This window comes from Yersinia massiliensis CCUG 53443 (assembly GCF_000312485.1).
Taxonomy (GTDB): Bacteria; Pseudomonadota; Gammaproteobacteria; order Enterobacterales; family Enterobacteriaceae; genus Yersinia; species Yersinia massiliensis.
On the sequence record NZ_HE997647.1, the window covers coordinates 68,696 to 87,408 of the forward strand.

An 18,713-nucleotide genomic window follows, 5' to 3' on the forward strand; every position below is an offset into this window, starting at 1 on the left:
TTAGTGAATAACCTGTGCCAGAAACGCCTGCGTACGCTCTGATTTTGGCTGAGAGAAGAATTCAGCTGGTGGTGCTTGCTCTACGATTTCACCGCGATCCATAAAGATCACCCGATCAGCGACGGTACGTGCAAACCCCATTTCGTGGGTAACGCACAGCATGGTCATGCCTTCGTGCGCCAGACTGATCATGGTATCCAGCACCTCTTTCACCATTTCTGGATCGAGTGCTGAAGTCGGTTCATCGAACAGCATGATTTTCGGTTTCATGCACAGGGAGCGGGCAATCGCTACGCGTTGTTGTTGCCCACCGGAAAGTTGACCGGGGAACTTATGAGCATGCTCGGCAATCCGGACCCGTTCCAGATAATGCATCGCCAATTCATCCGCTTCTTTTTTCGGCATTTTACGTACCCAACTTGGGGCCAGCGTGCAGTTCTGCATCACGGTTAAGTGTGGGAACAAATTGAAGTGTTGGAACACCATACCGACCTCGGTCCGCACCCGCTCGATGTTACGTAAGTCATCGTTTAGCTCGATACCATCCACCATGATCTTCCCCTGCTGATGCTCTTCCAGATGGTTGATGCAGCGAATGGTGGTGGATTTCCCCGAGCCAGAAGGACCGCATAACACGATGCGTTCACCGGGGCGGACATGTAAATTAATATCCTTCAATACGTGGAACTGCCCGTACCACTTATTGACGTTTTCCAGCGTAATCATCATTTTATCGCCGAAAGTTGGCTGATTGTCGCTCATGTTATGCCTCAATGTGTGGAACGTCCGGTGTGAAAGCGCTTTTCCAAATGCTGGCTGTAGCGCGACATGCTGAAACAGAAAATCCAATAAACAGCGGCGGCGAAGACGTAGCCTTCGGTTGACATGCCTAGCCAAGCAGGGTCAACGGTGGCTTGCTGCACACTGCTGAACAAATCAAACAACCCGATGATGATCACCAAACTGGTGTCTTTGAACAGGGCGATAATGGTGTTGACCAGCCCCGGGATTACCATTTTCAGGGCTTGTGGCAAGATCACCAGCCCTTGGGTTTTCCAGTAACCTAATCCGAGCGATTCCGCCGCTTCCGTCTGGCCTTTGGGTAAGGCTTGCAAGCCGCCGCGTACCACTTCCGCCACGTAGGCTGATTGGAACAGCACCACACCGACCAAGGCGCGGATGAGCTTATCGATGCTGGTGCCTTCGGTCATAAACAGCGGCAGCATGACCGAGGACATAAACAGCACGGTGATTAATGGTACCCCACGCCAGAACTCGATAAACACCACCGACAGAATGCGCACCACTGGCATGCTGGAGCGGCGGGCCAGCGCCAGTAAGATACCGAGCGGCAGCGCGCCAGCAATACCGACAGCGGCGATAATCAGTGTCAGTGTTAGACCGCCCCACTGGCGGGTTTCCACACGAGTCAGTCCAAAGAAACCGCCATAGAGCATCACCCAGACCAGTAGCGGATAAGCTACCATCCAGACCACCAGATAACGGCCACGGCGCGGCATGCCACGCCAGAACAACGGGACCATCGTCAGCAACCCGATGACTAGCGTGGTATTAATCCGCCAGCGCTGCTCAATGGGGTAGAGGCCATACATAAACTGGCCAAAACGGGCATGAATAAATACCCAGCAGGCGCCTTCGCGGGTGCAATCAGTGCGTGATGTTCCTATCCAATTGGCGTTAAAAATGGCCCAGCTCAGCAGTGGTGGGATCAACTGCCACATCAGCCACAGGCATAGCAGAGTGAGCAGGCTGTTGGTCCAACTGGAAAAGAGATTTTTTCTGGCCCAAAAGACCATCCGGCTGAACGCGTTCCCCGGCCGCACAGTGCTAGGTGGTTCGCGGGTTAATGTCATTGTCATTCGCTCCCCTTAGCGCTCGACCAGCGCGATGCGCCGGTTGTAGATATTCATTAAGAATGAAATGGATAGGCTGATAGCCAAATAGACCGACATCGTGATGGCGATGGTTTCTATCGCCTGTCCGGTTTGGTTCAGTACCGTACCGGCGAACAATGACACCATATCGGGATAGCCTATTGCGGCCGCCAATGAGGAGTTTTTGACGACATTCAAATATTGGCTGGTCAGTGGGGGAATGATGACCCGCAACGCCTGCGGCAAGATAACCTGTCGCAAAGTGACGGTATTAGGCAGCGCCAGTGAGCGGGCCGCCTCATGCTGACCATAGGGAACGGACTGAATACCTGAACGAATCACTTCAGCGATAAACGTGGAGGTATAAACAGACAGCGCCAGTGTTAAGGCGGCCAGTTCAGGGATGAGTACCCATCCACCTTTAAAGTTAAAACCGCGTAACGCGGGGATATCCCAATGTAGCGCGGGGCCATAGATGACATGAGCCAATGCCGGTAGAACAATCAGCAACAACAAACCTATCGGCCATGTGCGGTGGAACTGGCCAGTATGTAACTGGCGAAAATGGTTATAGCGAGACAATGCGATGATGGCGGCGACAGCTAACAGCACGGCAATCAGCGCGGGTATAAAACCGGCCGTTAATTCGGGTGATGGCAAATAGAGGCCACGGTTACTTAAAAAGGCGACGCCAAAGGCATCCATACTCTGCCGGGGCCCCGGCAAATTACGCAGTACCGCAAAATACCAGAAGAAGATTTGCAGTAGCGGCGGAATATTACGGAAGGTTTCGATATAGATAGTGGAGAGTTTGCGTAATAACCAGTTGTCCGACAGCCGCGCCAACCCAAGAAAGAAGCCCAGTATTGAGGCAAAGAAAATACACAATACGGAGACCAGCAAGGTATTCAATAGCCCGACTAAGAACACGCGCCCATAAGTATCGCCCTGCTCATAGTCGATAAGATGTTGAACAATGCCGAAACCGGCGCTGTTGTTCAAGAAGGCAAAACCGGAGGTGATGCCCCGGGTGGACAGGTTGGTCATGGTGTTATGAATCAGGTACGCACCGCATCCGATCAGTATCAATAGCGCAATAATTTGATACAGCCAGGCGCGCACCGCTGGGTTGGTCAGCGAAAAGGCACCTTTGACGGTTGGGCGTTGTGACATAGTGTGGGCCTCGGTCTGGGTCATACAGCCGGCAGGGTTGGCCTGCCGGAGACGTCATTTGTCATCAAGACATCATTGGTGATTAGCGAACCGGCGGTGCGTACTGGAGGCCACCATTGTTCCACAACGCATTTTGCCCACGTTTGATTTTCAGCTCACTGCCCAGACCGACGTTACGGTCGAAACTTTCACCGTAGTTACCCACTTGTTTCACGATTTTAACCACCCAGTCGTTAGGGACTTTCAGATCTTTACCGTAATTGCCTTCCTGACCTAACAGGTGAGCCATATCCGGTGTGGTAGGTTTGGCGGCCAGAGCTTCAACGTTTTTCGATGTCACGCCCATTTCTTCTGCGTTCAGCATGGCAAACAGTGTCCAGCGGACGATAGCAAACCAATCTTCATCGCCACGGCGTACAACTGGGCCCAAAGGCTCTTTTGAAATCACTTCAGGTAAAACGATAAATTCATCTGGTTTACCTAGCTTGATGCGCAAGGCATAAAGTTGGGATTGGTCAGAAGCCAAGGTGTCGCAGCGGCCAGAGTCCAGCGCCTTAGCACTTTCGTCAGAGCGGTCGAAAGTCACTGGCGTATATTGCATTTTGTTGGCTTTAAAGTAGTCGGCGACATTCAACTCAGTGTCAGTCCCCGCTTGAATACAGACTGTGGCACCGTCCAGCTCTTTAGCACTCTTCAGACCCGCTTTATTGTGGGTCAGGAAGCCGATACCGTCGTAATAGTTCACGCCGGTAAATAACATTCCCATGCCTGCATCACGAGAGGAGGTCCAAGTGGTGTTACGGGACAAAATATCCACTTCGCCTGATTGCAGGGCAGTGAAACGTTCTTTTGCCGTCAGCGGGGTATATTTTACTTTCTCAGCATCACCAAAGATGGCGGCAGCAACACCACGGCAGACATCGACATCAAGGCCAGAAAATTTGCCACTCGCATCGGCATAAGAGAAGCCGGGCAGGCCATCACTGATACCACATTGCACAAAACCTTTTTTCTTCACCGCATCCAAAGTAGTACCCGCATGGGCCTGACCCGCTAATGCCACTAATGAAGCAGCAGCTACCAGCGTGGAAATCATCATTTTTTTCATGAAAGCGTCCTGTGAGGCAAAGTTGAACCTATTTTAATTTTGTGGTGCACAGTGACTGCACCGTCGCTGTCTTTTGGCGTGTAGCCAGTTTGGTATTAGCAAATGTGATGCCAGAGTTGCATTTCATTGATCAACTGGGTAATTACTTGGAGGTAACTCTTTGTAGGTAATTTCTGATAGAGTGGGTTGCACTTAAATGGCGCAATTAACGACAAATTGATGCTTTTTAGTGCGGGGGCGATGAAGGGAAGGGGTACAGTTATGTGGAAACAGCAAAAACCCGCATCGAGTGCGGGTTTTTATGGATCGCCTAGCGGTTGAGGTTATCCCTCAGTCGGGACAATCCCTGCTTTGGGACATTAATAAAGTGATGGCTCACCCGCAGGGCGGGTTTTAAAGCGACGGTGCAACCACAGATATTGCTCTGGCGCACGCAAGATCTCTTGCTCTATCACCTTATTCATATAGGCAGCAGCAGCGACCTCATCATCGATGGGGTAATCTTCCAATACCGGTTGTATCAGCAGCTCATAGCCACTGGCATCTGGTTTGCGCAGCAAAACGAGCGGTAGCATGGCGGGTTTAGCGAGACGGGCCAGCATAAAGGTGCCGCTGGTGGTTGCGGCTTGATCAACGGCGAACAGCGGTGCAAACACACTGCCACGTGGGCCGTAATCTTGATCCGGTGCAAACCAGACGGCTTCCCCTTTTTTCAAGGCTTGAACCATGCCTCGCAAATCTTTGCGGTCCAGCATGGCTTTATTTGAACGCATACGACCCCAAGTTTGCACCAGTTCCATGACTTTATTGTTGTGCGGGCGGTACATCGCCATCATGGGCTGGCATTGCCCCATCATACGGCCACCCAACTCCAGTGACATAAAGTGCACGCCAATCACCAAAACGCCCCGATTGCCTTCCTGCGCTTTTTTCAAGTTATCTAAGCCAGAGACCGTAAACCAGCGCTTAATGCGGGCATCAGACCAGTACCATGCCATGCCGGTTTCCATCATCCCCATACCTAAGGATTCAAAGTTACCCACAATGGTGCGTTCGAGGACTTGTTTGTCCATCTCAGGGAAGCAGAGTTCTAGATTTCGCCTAGCGATGGAGACACGGCGTTTGAGGAAACGCATGGACGTTCGCCCTAGCCAAACCCCCAATTTGTTGAGCAATGGGTATGGCAATTGGACTAACAGAAACAGCAACCCAAGGCCAAACCACGTTAGCCAATAGCGTGGTTGGAGCAAGGAAATATGGAACTTCTGCGGCTTGATCATATGAGCTCTATCTTTATGCGTTAAGTATGAGTGTGTAGCGCATAAGGACATAACTCGATAGCGATACATATCGTCAGACATCGGCAACTAACTATTAAAACATCGGTAAAAAACTATTCAGACGTCGATAACTCAATATTCAGACATCAATAGTTAACTATTGTTTTTAGGAATGCGGTAATTGACGCAATCTTTACATTAAAAGCAGGGATCGCGTAGTGAATGGTCATAAACGTAGGCTTTCGATAGGCGAGTGTCGCTTTCGGTGGATTATATCATATTCCTGCTAGATGAAAGAAAAAGATCACCGCGAGGAAGCGAAACGGAATTTTCTCGACATAAACTGCGAGCAGCCTCGTTTTAAGGACGTCAAATGAAGGCCTTGAAGAGGGGCGGCAGGCACCTGATGGCCCAGTAAGGTGATATCAGTCACAGTTTAGATAAATTGTAGTATTGACTGCCAATTTACTGGTGATTTGTACGTGCTACAGAGTTTTTGGATAATGCCAATTGTTAAATATATGTTTAAATAATGAGTGTTAATTGTATTTAAAAGGATGGTGTTTGATCGAGTTTATTCTTTCTTCTAAATTATTAACTATTTATTAACGTAATTAATTATTAAATTTTACTTTTATGGGCATGTATCACATTTCACTTTGCCTCGTCGCGCAGCCTCTTGTGTTCTTTTGTTAACCTTCTGTGTGTGAAAAGCAGTCACATGAAAATAAAACGTTCACTTTGCAACACCGATGACTCTTCACCCTGCAACCAACCCGTTATCTGAAAGAAAACAAGAAGGTATTGCTATGAAATTCAATCTCGCATTACTGAATGCATGTGTTGTTTCGGCATGCATGCTGTTCACCACGCAAACGATGGCAGAAAAAAAACCTGAAATTGCTGTCGTGGCGAAAGTGACCGGCATTCCTTGGTTTACTCGTATGGAAGTTGGCGTCAACGAAGCCGCGAAAAAATTGGATGTGAACGCTTATCAAGTTGGGCCTGCGACGCCAGATCCGGCGCAACAAGTCAAAGTGATTGAAGACCTGATCGCCAAAAACGTGGATGCCATCATTGTGGTGCCGAACGATGCCAAAGTATTGGAGCCGGTACTGAAGAAAGCGCAAGAAAAAGGCATCGTGGTATTAACCCATGAATCACCGGATCAACGTATTGGTCAGTGGGATGTTGAAACCATCGACAGCGAAAAGTACGCTCAGGCCAATATGGACGAGCTGGCTAAAGCTATGGGCGGCAAAGGCGGCTATGCCATTTATGTCGGCTCTCTGACTGTGCCATTGCATAACGCGTGGGCTGATTACGCTATCAAATACCAGAAAGAAAAATACCCTGACATGTTCGAAGTGACCCCACGTTTACCTGTCGCGGAGAATATCGATAAGTCTTATTCCACCACGCTGGATCTGATGAAAACCTATCCGCAGATGAAAGGGATTATTGGTTTTGGTTCACTGGGTCCGATTGGTGCCGGTCAAGCGGTTGCCAAGAAACGGGCTAAGGATCAGATAGCGGTTGTCGGTATTGCGATGCCAGCACAGGCAGCGCCGTACTTGATGCGCGGTGATATCAAAAAAGCACTGTTGTGGGATCCGAAAGATGCTGGTTTTGCGGTGGTAGAGATTGCCGATCAACTGCTGAAAGGGCAGAAAATTACGCCAGACCTGACCATCGACGGCTTGGGTAAAGCTGATGTTGATAGTGAAAAAGGTGTCATTCGTTTTAATAAAATTCTCGAAGTCACCAAAGATAATGCCAAAACGTTAGGTTTCTGATGTTCAGACGCCATACCAGGGAATAACCAGCAACCAACGCTGGATTCAGCAGTAAAACAGGCCGTGGGAAAGCAGCCCCACGGTCCTCACCACCCTCACCAAATAGCGGTAAAAGTAGCGCCATACCGAGGGCGTTAGGGAAGGTATTGTCATGACTCAGGCTAACGCATTTATCACGCTTGAAAATATCAGTAAGCAATTCCCCGGCGTGCTGGCGCTGGATCAGGTGAATCTCACCCTGAACAAAGGGGAAGTGCACTGTTTGGCCGGCCAGAACGGCTGCGGCAAGAGCACCATCATTAAAGTGATTTCAGGGGTATATCAGCCCGAAAAAGGTGCCAGTATCCTGATTGACGGCAAGTTGTTTCATCACCTGACACCGCAACTCTCCTTCTTCTACGGCGTACAAGTGATTTATCAAGACTTGTCGCTTTTCCCCAATTTAACCGTCTCCGAAAATATTGCTGTCCACCGTTATCTGCCGGGGGGCGATTTTTGGGTGAAGCGCAAAAGCATGCATGATCGAGCCTTGGCCGCCATGCAACGAGTGGGAGTCACCCTCGATCCCGATAAAAAAGTGGAACAACTTTCGATTGCTGATCGCCAATTAGTCGCTATTTGCCGCGCGATTGCCGCCGATGCGCGCTTGGTGATTATGGATGAGCCAACTGCTTCGTTGACCAGCCAAGAAGTGAAAGGCTTGCTCAATGTGGTGCGCGACCTGAAATCGCAAGGTATCTGCGTAGTGTTCGTTAGCCATCGTTTGGATGAAGTGATGGAAGTCGCTGACAGAATCAGCGTGATGCGCGATGGCAAGCTGATTGGCACTTGGCCTGCCAGTGAATTAGACAGCCATGAATTGGCGTTTCGCATGACTGGCCAACGTTTCACTTACAGCCAATTACCCCCTTTGGCTGCTAAGGCCACACCGTTGCTAGAAGTCAAAAAGCTGAGCCGTGGCGAGCAGTATCGCAATATCGATCTGACGCTACATGAGGGTGAAATTGTCTCGATCACCGGCTTACTTGGTGCGGGCCGCACTGAGCTGTGCCTGAGCTTGTTTGGTATGACGCAACCGGAAAGCGGCGAGATATGTGTTGCGGGTAAGGCCGTACATTTTCGCCATAACCGTGATGCGATCCACCAAGGGATCGGCTATGTCTCCGAAGATCGCCTGACACAGGGCTTGATCATGGAGCAGTCGATCTACGACAACACGATTGTGTCGGTATTCGACCAACTGCACACCCGCAGTGGATTGCTCGATCACCCTAAAGCCGCCGCACTGGTGAAGCAACTGGTGCAGGATCTGAATATCAAAGTGTCTGATACCGCATTGCCGGTCAAAACTTTGTCCGGTGGGAATGCACAACGTATAGCCATTGCCAAATGGGTCGCGACACAACCGCGTATTTTGATCCTCGATTCGCCGACGGTCGGGGTCGATATCGCCAACAAAGAAGGGATCTACCACATTGCCAAAGCGCTGGCGGCGCAGGGGATGGCGGTATTAATGATTTGTGACGAGATCCCCGAGGCGTACTACAACAGCCATCGGGTGTTGGTGATGCGCAAAGGTGAATTGGTCGCCGAGTTTTATCCGCATCAATGCACAGAACAACAGATCGCCGAGGTGGTCAATGGATAAGCTAACACTGCGGCACCTCACGGGCCGCCACGAGTTCTATCTCGGCCTGCTGGTGTTGTTACTGGCTATCGGCTTGAGCGTGAAAAGCCCTGAGTTCCTGACGTTGGGGAACTTGACGGATGTCGCCACCAGCTATGCCATTTTAGGCATTTTAGCCTGCGGCTTGTTTGTGGTGCTGATTGCGGGCGGCATCGATATCTCTTTCCCAGCGGTAACCGCCATTGCGCAATATGTGATGGCATCGTGGGTGATCACCCATGGCGGCAGCTTCGCGCTAGCGTTCGTGTTGGCCATGACGGTGGGGTTGTTGCTGGGATTAGTCAACGGCTTGCTGGTTTATTGGCTGAAAGTACCGGCGATTATTATCACCATTGCCACTTTGAATCTGTTCTACGGTTTGCTGGTGTACATCACCAACGGGACTTGGCTCTACGGCTTCCCAGACTGGTTTATGACCGGTATTAACTGGTTTTCGTTTACCGGCAGTGATGGCTATGACTATGGCTTAACACTCCCGCTGTTTTGTTTGGCCGCCACCATCATTTTCACCGGTGTTTTGATGAATTACACCCGTCTCGGTCGGCAAATTTTCGCCATGGGCAGCAATAAAGATGCCGCTTCCCGTTTGGGGATTAACATTCTGCGGCTGCACCTGTATGTCTACGGCTATATGGGCATGCTAGCGGGAGTGGCCGCAGTGGTTCAGGCGCAGATTTCTCAATCGGTTGCGCCTAATTCACTGATGGGCTTTGAGTTAACGGTATTGGCGGCGGTAGTGCTGGGTGGCACCAGTATGAGCGGGGGGCGCGGCACACTAACCGGTACAGTGCTTGGCGTGATGTTGCTGGCATTTTTGCAAAACGGCCTGACGCTACTGAGCGTCTCTTCTTACTGGCATACGGTTTTCAGCGGCGTGATCATTTTGGTGAGTATCAGTACCACCGCATGGAATGAAAAACGCAAGTTGTTGAGGGAGCACTGATATGACTTGGTTAAACAGAATTATCCCTGATGACCGCATTATCCGGCTGCAATTGTTGATTTTGGTGGCGGTGATGCTGGCCTTCGCCATGACCTTAGGGCAGCGCTTTTTCAGCATAGGTAACTTCCAGTCGATTTCATCGCAGCTACCGATTTTAGGCATGTTGGCGTTAGGAATGGGGCTGACCATGCTGACCGGTGGCATAAACCTATCTATTATTGCGGGTGCGAATGCCTGCGCGTTAGTGATGGCCGCCATTATTGTCAGTCACCCCGATCAGCCGCTGTTTCTGCTGTTGGCGTTAGGGGCGGGGCTGCTGGTGGCGGTGGCAATTGGCACCTTGAATGGGCTGCTGATTTCAGTCATTGGCGTCTCGCCGATACTCGCGACTTTAGGCACCATGACGCTGATCACCGGCCTGAATATTTTGATGTCCAACGGTGATGTGATCTCAGGTTTTCCGCCAGTGATTCAGTACATTGGTAGCGGTGATATCGCCGGTATTCCTGTCGCGATGATCTTGTTTTTACTGGTGTCGGCAGGGCTGTGGGTGCTGTTGGAACACACCACCTTGGGGCGCAGTATCTATCTAGTTGGCTCCAATGAGCAGGCAACACGTTTTAGTGGCGTGAACACCCATCGGGTACAGATTGCGGTGTATATCCTGTCGGCCCTATTGGGCTGGGGAGCCGCCATTTTAATGATGGCGAAATTCAACTCTGCCAAAGCCGGTTATGGCGAATCCTATCTATTGGTCACCATTTTGGCCTCCGTATTGGGCGGCATTAATCCTGATGGCGGCTTTGGTCGCATTATCGGTCTGATATTGGCGTTGGTGGTGCTGCAATTACTGGAGAGTGGCCTGAATTTGCTGGGGGTGAGTAGCTACCTGACCATGGCGTTATGGGGTGGGGTATTGATCCTCTTTATCGCATTACAGAATCGTAAAGCTTAAGAATTGAGGGATAACACAATGGCAAGTTACTTTATCGGCGTAGATGTAGGGACCGGCAGCGCAAGGGCTGGGGTATTCGATTTGCAGGGCCGTATGGTCGGGCAGGCCAGCCGTGAAATCACCATGTTTAAGCCCAAGGCAGATTTCGTTGAGCAATCTTCCGATAATATCTGGCAAGCAGTGTGTAATGCGGTGCGCGATGCCGTCAGTCAGGCGGATATCAACCCGATTCAAGTCAAAGGGCTGGGGTTTGATGCCACGTGTTCGCTGGTGGTGCTGGATAAAGAAGGTAACCCGTTGACGGTCAGCCCTTCAGGGCGCAGCGAGCAAAACGTAATTGTGTGGATGGATCACCGCGCCATTACACAGGCGGAACGCATCAACGCCACCAAACACCCCGTGCTGGAATTTGTGGGTGGGGTGATTTCTCCGGAGATGCAGACGCCAAAACTGCTGTGGCTAAAGCAACATATGCCAACCACGTGGAGCAATGTCGGCCATCTATTTGATCTGCCTGATTTCCTGACATGGCGGGCGACAAAAGATGAAACCCGATCACTGTGTTCGACGGTGTGTAAATGGACTTATTTGGGCCATGAGGATCGCTGGGATCCTTCCTATTTCAAATTAGTAGGGTTAGCCGATTTACTGGATAACAACGCGGCGAAAATTGGGGCTACCGTGAAGCCGATGGGGGAACCACTGGGCCGAGGTTTAAGCCAACGAGCTGCGTCTGAAATGGGGCTGATCCCCGGCACCGCGGTCAGTGTGTCCATCATTGACGCCCATGCCGGCACCATTGGTATTCTCGGTGCCAGTGGGGTAACCGGCGAGAATGCTAACTTTGATCGGCGAATTGCGCTGATTGGTGGCACGTCAACAGCGCACATGGCGATGTCCCGCTCAGCGCATTTTATCAGTGGTATCTGGGGGCCATACTATTCGGCTATCTTGCCAGAATACTGGCTCAATGAAGGCGGCCAATCGGCCACCGGTGCTTTGATTGACCATATTATTCAGTCACATCCATGTTACCCCGCGCTATTGGCACAAGCGAAAAGCAAGGGGGAAACGATTTATGAGGCGCTGAATCATATTCTGCGCCAATTGGCGGGAGAGCCGGAAAATATCGCCTTCCTGACGAATGATATTCATATGCTGCCCTATTTCCACGGCAACCGCTCACCTCGCGCTAACCCGAATCTGACAGGCATTATTACTGGCCTGAAGCTCTCCACAACACCGGAAGATATGGCATTGCGGTATCTGGCAACCATTCAGGCGCTGGCGTTAGGGACGCGGCACATCATCGAAACCATGAATCAGAACGGCTACAACATCGATACCATGATGGCCAGCGGTGGCGGGACGAAGAACCCTATTTTTGTACAAGAGCACGCGAATGCCACCGGTTGCGCCATGTTATTGCCGGAAGAGAGCGAGGCGATGTTATTGGGGAGCGCCATGATGGGGACGGTCGCTGCTGGCGTGTTTGAGTCACTGCCAGAAGCAATGGCCGCCATGAGTCGTATCGGGAAAACCGTCACGCCGCAAACCAATAAAATCAAAGCCTATTACGATCGCAAATATCGCGTGTTCCACCAGATGTACGACGACCATGTGCGTTATCAGGAATTGATGAAGGAGGGGACATGAGCCACAGTGATGAATGGCAAGCGGCCAGCGCAGCATGGATGACTTACAGCCGCGAGTTGGCGGCATTAAAGGATAATGTCGATCAGCAGGTGTGGTTGCAGGTGCTGGACGCGCTAGCGCAATGCCGTGGCAAAATTGCAGTCACAGGAGTGGGAACGTCCGGTATTGCAGCGCGGAAAGTTGCGCATATGCTGGCTTGTGTCGAGCAACCGGCGATTTATCTGAATGCGACCGATGCTGCCCATGGTGATTTGGGATTTCTTGGCGCACAAGACATCATTATTTTGATCTCCCGTGGCGGCAACTCTGACGAATTAACCCGTTTGTTACCGACATTGCAACGTAAGCAGGTCACGATTATCAGTGTGACGGAAAATGAGCAATCGGCGATCGCACAAGCCTCTGCCTTGGTACTAAAAACCCACGTACAGCAAGAGATTGACCCGCTCAATATGCTGGCTACCACCTCGATTGTTTTAGTGCTGGCGCTGTTTGATGCCATGTGTGCCTGTCTGATGGCGCGCAGCGGATTTACCAAAGAAACGTTATTGGCTGTGCATCCTGGTGGGGATGTCGGTATTGAGTTACGTAAACAGCAGTGAGCCATCAGTACATTAGTCACCGATAAAAAAATACCGCGCGAGTCTCATCAACGGCGCGGTATTTTTCAGTGCTGATAACTTACCAGAAGCCCAGTACTTTCCACCAGGCACCGCCGATAATCAACCAAATCGGGATGACCACCAAACTCATCAGGAAGCCAATTTTCCACCATGTTGCCAGTGGGATAAAGTTACAGCCAAATAAGATAGGAGCAGGGCCACCAGAGTAGTGAGTGGTCGCCATATACAAGTTACTGAACATCCCGAACACCAATACGGTGAGCATTGGCGGCGCACCTGCGGCGATAGCAATAGACACAAAAATGGCATACATGGCGCTGATATGGGCGATGGCGCTGGCCATCATATAGTGGCTGTAGTAGTACGCCAGCAGCAGAATCCCCATCATCGGGATCCAATTCATTCCTTGCACTGAACCGGCAATAGACGAGCCGAACCACGCAATAAAACCTAATTTATTCAATTGACTAGCCAGGGTGAGCAAGACGGCAAACCAAATCACGGTATGCCACGCTTCTTTCTCGGCAATCACATCATCCCAAGTCAGTGCGTTGCTCAGCAGCAGAATCGCTAACCCAATAAAAGCGGTCATGGTGGCATCAATATTCAATGTCGCGCCGCTCACCCATAAAGTAACTAACCCGATAAAGACAGATAGAACCACCCATTCGTTGCGGCTCATGGGCCCCATTTCTTTCAGTTTCATCAGCGCCAGCGCACGCATTTCCGGCGTTTTTTTCAGTTCTGGCGGATAGAAGCGGTATAGCAATAAGGGGATGACAGCCAAAGAGATTAACCCTGGGACGATTGCAGCCAGCGCCCAACTCGTCCACGTGATGGTAATCCCCATCTCGCCTGCCAGCTTACTGATCATTGGGTTACCGGCCATCGACGTCAGGAACATGGCACAGGTAATGGCGTTACACTGGAAGATACATTGCACCAGAAAAGCCCCAATCTTGCGCTCAGTGCCGCGATCGGGGGTGGATTCATAGGCTTCAGAAATAGAGCGGAACAACGGAGTAATAATCCCCCCACAACGTGCCGACGTGGAAGGCATCGCGGGAGCAAACAGTAAGTCGGTGAGCACTAAACCGTAAGCCAGACCCAATGAGTTGTGGCCTAACTTACTGATAAACAAGAAACCGACACGGCGACCAAAACCCGTTTTAATAAACCCGCGAGAAATGAAGAAGGCGCAGGCGATCATCCAAATTGTAGGATCGGCAAAGCCAGCGAGCACTTCCTTGATACTCAGCAGCCCCGTTGCCGCCACGACAGTCAGGCTGAAGATGGCCATCGCCCCTAACGGATACGGCGAGAGAATCAGACCGATGACGGTTGCTGCAAAAACGGCCATGAGATGCCAAGCGCGCGGATCAACAGACTCAGGCACTGGGCTAAACCAGATACCTATCCCAATGAGCAGAATAAGCAGCATTCTTCCTATACGTGTTCTGAATATCGACATGACTTTTACCCTGATGCAATTTTATATGCGGCGCTAATGTTCACCGGTAAACGGTGGACATTAAATGATTAAAGCGGTGAGGAGATGAAATCACTGTATAGACAAAATAAGGTATTCATTTTGATCGAAGTCATTTTTATATTGAGCGGCGCACGCCGAGCTGAGAGGAAAATATATTGTTCTGGAGGGGGAGGTTCAGGGAAATAATTTCGATTAATTTACTTTTTTAATTCTAGGTGGCAGGGTTTTGTTTGTTAAAACAAGATAAATACACATGAAAGGCAGGGGTGGTAAGGCTATGCTGACAGTATTGGGGGCGGAGGCAGCGACAGGAAAATAATAATCGCCATATGAAGTTTGCTGATTGAAGATTATTTATTAGCTAAATGTTAATTTCATATTATTTCGCACCGAGTCATATTATTAGTCATAAAAAATAACCATAAAAAAACCCGCACTAAGGCGGGTCTTCTTTATTCAGAATGATTTAACTGCTCAGGGCTATCACCTTCATCGCTATCGTAAATCATTCCAAATTACCCCTTTCTTGATACGACAGCGGTATTCACTGCGTGTCACATCAATCGCTGGGTATTAAGCAGAATAGGGGGGCTTAGAGAGCAACCACATTTGCTGCTGCTGGGCCTTTCGCGCCGTTCTCGATAGAGAACTCCACTTTTTGGCCTTCATCTAAAGTTTTATAGTCATTGCTCTGAATAGCAGAGAAGTGAACGAACACGTCTTTGCTGCCATCAGCAGGAGAAATGAAACCAAAACCTTTATCAGAGTTAAACCATTTTACTAAACCAGTCATTTTATTAGACATAGAGATACTTCCTTCATTTGTTTATTTTTAATTGCCGCCATAGGCGAACAGAGAGGCTTGGGTACATCTTATGGGGCACTTAGAAGGAATTTCGCGGAGAAGAGGTATCTGTCTGATAACGCTAATACGGGGAACTGCTTTACTAAAACTGCTTGCATAAATGTTACTGTCAACCGGGTACTGCTGTCTTACTTTTACTACAGTCTGACTTTTACTACAGTCTGACTTGAGTGTTGGCAACACTGCTCGGGCTAAACCGTCATCGCTGTCGGTTGCCAACACTCCGTATCACACTGGATTACAGCGCGACAACGTTTACCGCTGATGGACCTTTAGCACCGTTCTCGATAGAGAACTCTACTTTTTGGCCTTCATCTAAGGTTTTGAAGTCATTGCTCTGGATAGCAGAGAAGTGAACGAACACGTCTTTGCTGCCATCAGTTGGAGAGATGAAACCGAAACCTTTACCAGCGTCAAACCATTTTACTAAACCAGTCATTTTATTAGACATAGATATACTTCCTTCAATTATTTTTTTGCCACAAAATTATCAAAATAACGATGCAGCGAATGGGGTCTGTTTTCAGAAGATGACTTACTTAGGCACTTAGGAGGAGACTCACGGAGAAGGGATATCTAAGATAACGCTTGAACTGAGGACTGCTTTACTAAAACTGCTTTCATAAGGTCTGTGTTCCAAACCGATGACGCTATTTAACCACAATGCATTCACTGTAGCAACACTATATTTGACTGCCATAACTAATTTGAATGGTATTTTCATCTTCCAAGAGAAGGTGTGTTGGCATTTATTTGTTTTTAAACAAGATATTACGATGATGAAAAAAAGTTAAAATTTAACCAATTCTCTGTCATTAGGCCCGTTAAATGCCGGAGGGAGCCTCCGGCATTTGGCATTTAGCGAGGAGAAACCGTCACCGTACCACTACGATCGCTGGCAATCATCACACGTTGCCCTGCACTGAAACGGGTTGGGCCTTGAGCCTGCACCACAACAATACTGCTGCCGTCATCACGGCGAATTTCCAGTTGCACACCTTCACTACGGTTCATCGCGCTCTGTACGCCCTGACCTGCCATACCACCCGCCACTGCACCGCCCGCCGTTGCTAAGCTATTACCACGGCCACCACCGATAGTATTACCCAAGAATCCACCGACAACGGCGCCGCCAATGGCACCAGCGACGTTATTTTTATCGCCGCCCTGAATGGTCACTGGACGTGCAGAAACCACTGTCCCGTAAGTTACCGTGTGAACTTGTCGTGCCTGAGAGGCGCTAAAGGTATCACCAGATAACGTATTGTTGTTGGCACAGCCACTTAATACCGTTGTTGCGAGTGCAACTGCCATGACCAGTTTTTTCATAATTAGCCCTTAATTGTTGATACGCATCAGATATCAGTCAGCTTATCGTGATTGCTTTGTCTACGGCTTTGCTGAAAGTTAACGATAGATAGCCGTTGATAATGACTATAGCGTGATAATGATTAATCTGAAGAGATAAATATTGAGCATATGTAGATATATAGGAGACTTCTCGCTCTCCATTCGTGCTAACGTCAGTGTCGAATATGGCCTATTAACTGTTTCAGGAAGACTGTCGTGTCACGCTCGATAATTTCTACCAAGATTTTCCGCCTCGACTTAGGTCGTTTGATCCTTATTCTTGCTGTGATGAGTGCGTTTGTGACGCTGGCGAACAGCTTCTATGCCAGTTATAAGGTGCAACGACAGCTACTGATCGATAACACGCTGGAAGCCAACCGTGTTTATGCCACCAAACTGGCGTCCAGCACTGAAATTTTCCTGAAAAGTGCCCAAAGGCAACTTCATTACAGCAGCATGATTGCCGCCCAGCATTTTGATGATCCGAAGATTCTGCAAGCCGAAACCGCACGGCTAAAATACCAAACGGACAGTTTCAATTCGGTGGTGATAACGGATGCACAGGGTGTTATCCGCGCAACGTCCCCTGATAGCCTGCAACTACTGGGGCACGCTTTGTCGTCACCTGGTTCGGTAGAGGCGTTAAAACTGCGCCGTCCTATCATCAGCAAGCCCTATGTCTCGGCAGCGAACAATCTGGTCGTCAATATTTCAACGCCAATAATTACGCCGGATGGACATTATCGCGGTTATATCGGCGGAACGATTTATCTGCGTAAGCAGAGCATTTTAAATGAATTATTAGGTGAGCATTATTATCGCGATGGTTCTTATATTGTGGTGCTTGATAAGGATCGACGCATTCTTTATCACCGTGATACAAGCCGCATCGGCGAGGTACTTGAGCCAAAACCGCTCACCGAGGCACCGAAGACCGCCAATAATGGCAGTTTGATAGTCACCAGTACCAGTGGTGAGTCGATGTTAGCAGGCTACGCCATGGTGGAACCATCCGGTTGGGAAATCATTACATTGCGGCCTGAGGCGGTGACGCTAAAACCGCTAGAAGGGCTGATGCTCAAGGGGTTAGCTCATATCGCACCGCTGGCATTATTCACTTTACTGGCTGTCTGGTTGCTATCACGTTTGATTGCTCGTCCGTTGTGGTTATTGGCGGGTAGCGCTAATGATATGGATAAGCCTGATATCGCCGTTAGTATCAAACAAATACCTTCGTGGTATTTCGAATCCACGCAACTCAAACGGGCGCTGTTGATTGGCATCAGCCTGCTGCAAAAAAAGATCGGCAAACTGAAGTTTGAGGCCCAAACGGATCCGATGACAGGCCTGTATAACCGGCGCGGGTTAGCCACTACCCTTGAGCCTATCGCACAACTTGGCCAGCCATTCTCGGTCATTGCGTTGGATATTGACCACTTCAAGCTGATTAATGACTCCTATGGCCACGATGTTGGCGATGAAGTAATCAAAAAGTTAGCGACGCAGATTCGTGATAGCTCGCGCGATACCGATATCCTGTGTCGTAGCGGCGGGGAAGAATTCCTGATGCTACTCCCTGGCACAACGCTGGATGTGGCAACACAAGTCGCCAACCGCCTGCGCCATAATGTGGAAGTGATGGTGATGCCAAATGTACACCCCATTACGATCTCATTGGGGGTGGCATATTGGAGTGGGGAGGGGATGCCTGAAGACGCATTAAAACTGGCGGATGAAGCCTTGTATCGTGCGAAACAGCAAGGACGGAATCGGGTGGAAGTCGGTTAATCCCATTCTTTCTTATCGCCCTTCACCTGCGGGGCGATTTCCCGAGAACGGATTATACTTGTTAAGCGCAATGCTGAGAACGTGAGCACCCTGTGGTGAGCA

Annotated in this window: 16 protein-coding genes; 7 read left to right on the plus strand and 9 right to left on the minus strand. The window is 49.7% G+C overall.

The annotated features are described in order from the left end of the window. From BN68_RS16890 to lpxP, 5 genes are all read right to left on the minus strand, one after another. Complete coding sequence (locus BN68_RS16890; protein WP_019212351.1) at positions 1-762, minus strand: amino acid ABC transporter ATP-binding protein; 762 nt, start codon at positions 760-762, stop codon at positions 1-3. 8 nt (positions 763-770) lie between these two features. After that, positions 771-1,874: an amino acid ABC transporter permease gene (locus BN68_RS16895; RefSeq protein ID WP_042806940.1), complete on the minus strand. Its 1,104-nt coding sequence runs from the start codon at positions 1,872-1,874 to the stop codon at positions 771-773. A gap of 15 nt (positions 1,875-1,889) precedes the next feature. Further along, complete coding sequence (locus BN68_RS16900) at positions 1,890-3,068, minus strand: amino acid ABC transporter permease (protein WP_019212353.1); 1,179 nt, start codon at positions 3,066-3,068, stop codon at positions 1,890-1,892. Between the two features lie 82 nt (positions 3,069-3,150). Beyond that, entirely contained in the window at positions 3,151-4,176 is a 1,026-nt protein-coding gene (locus tag BN68_RS16905) for an amino acid ABC transporter substrate-binding protein (protein ID WP_019212354.1), read from the minus strand. A gap of 359 nt (positions 4,177-4,535) precedes the next feature. Continuing rightward, the gene (lpxP, locus tag BN68_RS16910; protein WP_019212355.1) at positions 4,536-5,456 is read right to left on the minus strand and encodes a kdo(2)-lipid IV(A) palmitoleoyltransferase; all 921 of its coding nucleotides are present in this window, start codon (positions 5,454-5,456) and stop codon (positions 4,536-4,538) included. An 809-nt stretch (positions 5,457-6,265) separates the two neighbouring features. Between lpxP and BN68_RS16915 the strand changes: the two genes are divergently transcribed. From BN68_RS16915 to BN68_RS16940, 6 genes are all read left to right on the plus strand, one after another. After that, positions 6,266-7,252: an autoinducer 2 ABC transporter substrate-binding protein gene (locus tag BN68_RS16915; RefSeq protein WP_042806917.1), complete on the plus strand. Its 987-nt coding sequence runs from the start codon at positions 6,266-6,268 to the stop codon at positions 7,250-7,252. 151 nt (positions 7,253-7,403) lie between these two features. Then, positions 7,404-8,900, plus strand: a complete 1,497-nt coding sequence (locus BN68_RS16920) for a sugar ABC transporter ATP-binding protein (protein ID WP_019212357.1) — start codon at positions 7,404-7,406, stop codon at positions 8,898-8,900. Continuing rightward, positions 8,893-9,882 carry an ABC transporter permease gene (locus BN68_RS16925; RefSeq protein WP_019212358.1) on the plus strand — a complete coding sequence of 330 codons (990 nt, stop codon included), beginning with the start codon at positions 8,893-8,895 and terminating at the stop codon, positions 9,880-9,882. The genes BN68_RS16920 and BN68_RS16925 overlap by 8 nt, the downstream gene beginning before the upstream one ends. 1 nt (position 9,883) lies before the next feature. Further along, positions 9,884-10,837: an ABC transporter permease gene (locus BN68_RS16930; protein ID WP_019212359.1), complete on the plus strand. Its 954-nt coding sequence runs from the start codon at positions 9,884-9,886 to the stop codon at positions 10,835-10,837. Between the two features lie 18 nt (positions 10,838-10,855). Beyond that, complete coding sequence (locus BN68_RS16935; RefSeq protein ID WP_019212360.1) at positions 10,856-12,493, plus strand: FGGY-family carbohydrate kinase; 1,638 nt, start codon at positions 10,856-10,858, stop codon at positions 12,491-12,493. Beyond that, the gene (locus tag BN68_RS16940; protein ID WP_019212361.1) at positions 12,490-13,095 is read left to right on the plus strand and encodes a KpsF/GutQ family sugar-phosphate isomerase; all 606 of its coding nucleotides are present in this window, start codon (positions 12,490-12,492) and stop codon (positions 13,093-13,095) included. Before BN68_RS16935 ends, BN68_RS16940 begins: the two co-directional genes overlap by 4 nt. Positions 13,096-13,174: 79 nt before the next feature. Here BN68_RS16940 and BN68_RS16945 read toward each other — a convergent pair whose 3' ends face one another. The 4 genes from BN68_RS16945 to BN68_RS16960 all read right to left on the minus strand — a co-directional run bounded on the left by BN68_RS16945 (position 13,175) and on the right by BN68_RS16960 (position 16,802). Further along, positions 13,175-14,587, minus strand: a complete 1,413-nt coding sequence (locus tag BN68_RS16945) for an anion permease (RefSeq protein WP_042806919.1) — start codon at positions 14,585-14,587, stop codon at positions 13,175-13,177. Between the two features lie 613 nt (positions 14,588-15,200). Next, on the minus strand, positions 15,201-15,413 hold the full coding sequence (gene cspG / locus BN68_RS16950; protein WP_019212363.1) for a cold shock protein CspG: 213 nt from the start codon (positions 15,411-15,413) through the stop codon (positions 15,201-15,203). A gap of 298 nt (positions 15,414-15,711) precedes the next feature. Next, positions 15,712-15,924 (minus strand): transcription antiterminator/RNA stability regulator CspE, encoded by a 213-nt coding sequence (gene cspE, locus BN68_RS16955; RefSeq protein ID WP_019212364.1) that lies wholly within the window; start codon positions 15,922-15,924, stop codon positions 15,712-15,714. A gap of 407 nt (positions 15,925-16,331) precedes the next feature. After that, positions 16,332-16,802 carry an outer membrane lipoprotein gene (locus tag BN68_RS16960; RefSeq protein ID WP_019212365.1) on the minus strand — a complete coding sequence of 157 codons (471 nt, stop codon included), beginning with the start codon at positions 16,800-16,802 and terminating at the stop codon, positions 16,332-16,334. A gap of 249 nt (positions 16,803-17,051) precedes the next feature. Here BN68_RS16960 and BN68_RS16965 point away from each other — a divergent pair, with 249 nt between their 5' ends. Beyond that, positions 17,052-18,611, plus strand: a complete 1,560-nt coding sequence (locus BN68_RS16965) for a sensor domain-containing diguanylate cyclase (protein WP_042806941.1) — start codon at positions 17,052-17,054, stop codon at positions 18,609-18,611. Positions 18,612-18,713 lie beyond the last annotated feature (102 nt).

Coding starts and splice junctions, on each gene's coding strand:
- BN68_RS16930 (WP_019212359.1), top strand. CDS start 9,884: ATGACTTGGTTAAACAGAATTATCCCTGATGACCGCATTATCCGGCTG.
- BN68_RS16940 (WP_019212361.1), top strand. CDS start 12,490: ATGAGCCACAGTGATGAATGGCAAGCGGCCAGCGCAGCATGGATGACT.
- BN68_RS16935 (WP_019212360.1), top strand. CDS start 10,856: ATGGCAAGTTACTTTATCGGCGTAGATGTAGGGACCGGCAGCGCAAGG.
- cspE (WP_019212364.1), bottom strand. CDS start 15,924: ATGTCTAATAAAATGACTGGTTTAGTAAAATGGTTTGACGCTGGTAAA.
- cspG (WP_019212363.1), bottom strand. CDS start 15,413: ATGTCTAATAAAATGACTGGTTTAGTAAAATGGTTTAACTCTGATAAA.
- lpxP (WP_019212355.1), bottom strand. CDS start 5,456: ATGATCAAGCCGCAGAAGTTCCATATTTCCTTGCTCCAACCACGCTAT.
- BN68_RS16920 (WP_019212357.1), top strand. CDS start 7,404: ATGACTCAGGCTAACGCATTTATCACGCTTGAAAATATCAGTAAGCAA.
- BN68_RS16925 (WP_019212358.1), top strand. CDS start 8,893: ATGGATAAGCTAACACTGCGGCACCTCACGGGCCGCCACGAGTTCTAT.
- BN68_RS16900 (WP_019212353.1), bottom strand. CDS start 3,068: ATGTCACAACGCCCAACCGTCAAAGGTGCCTTTTCGCTGACCAACCCA.
- BN68_RS16915 (WP_042806917.1), top strand. CDS start 6,266: ATGAAATTCAATCTCGCATTACTGAATGCATGTGTTGTTTCGGCATGC.
- BN68_RS16905 (WP_019212354.1), bottom strand. CDS start 4,176: ATGAAAAAAATGATGATTTCCACGCTGGTAGCTGCTGCTTCATTAGTG.
- BN68_RS16945 (WP_042806919.1), bottom strand. CDS start 14,587: ATGTCGATATTCAGAACACGTATAGGAAGAATGCTGCTTATTCTGCTC.
- BN68_RS16895 (WP_042806940.1), bottom strand. CDS start 1,874: ATGACATTAACCCGCGAACCACCTAGCACTGTGCGGCCGGGGAACGCG.
- BN68_RS16890 (WP_019212351.1), bottom strand. CDS start 762: ATGAGCGACAATCAGCCAACTTTCGGCGATAAAATGATGATTACGCTG.
- BN68_RS16960 (WP_019212365.1), bottom strand. CDS start 16,802: ATGAAAAAACTGGTCATGGCAGTTGCACTCGCAACAACGGTATTAAGT.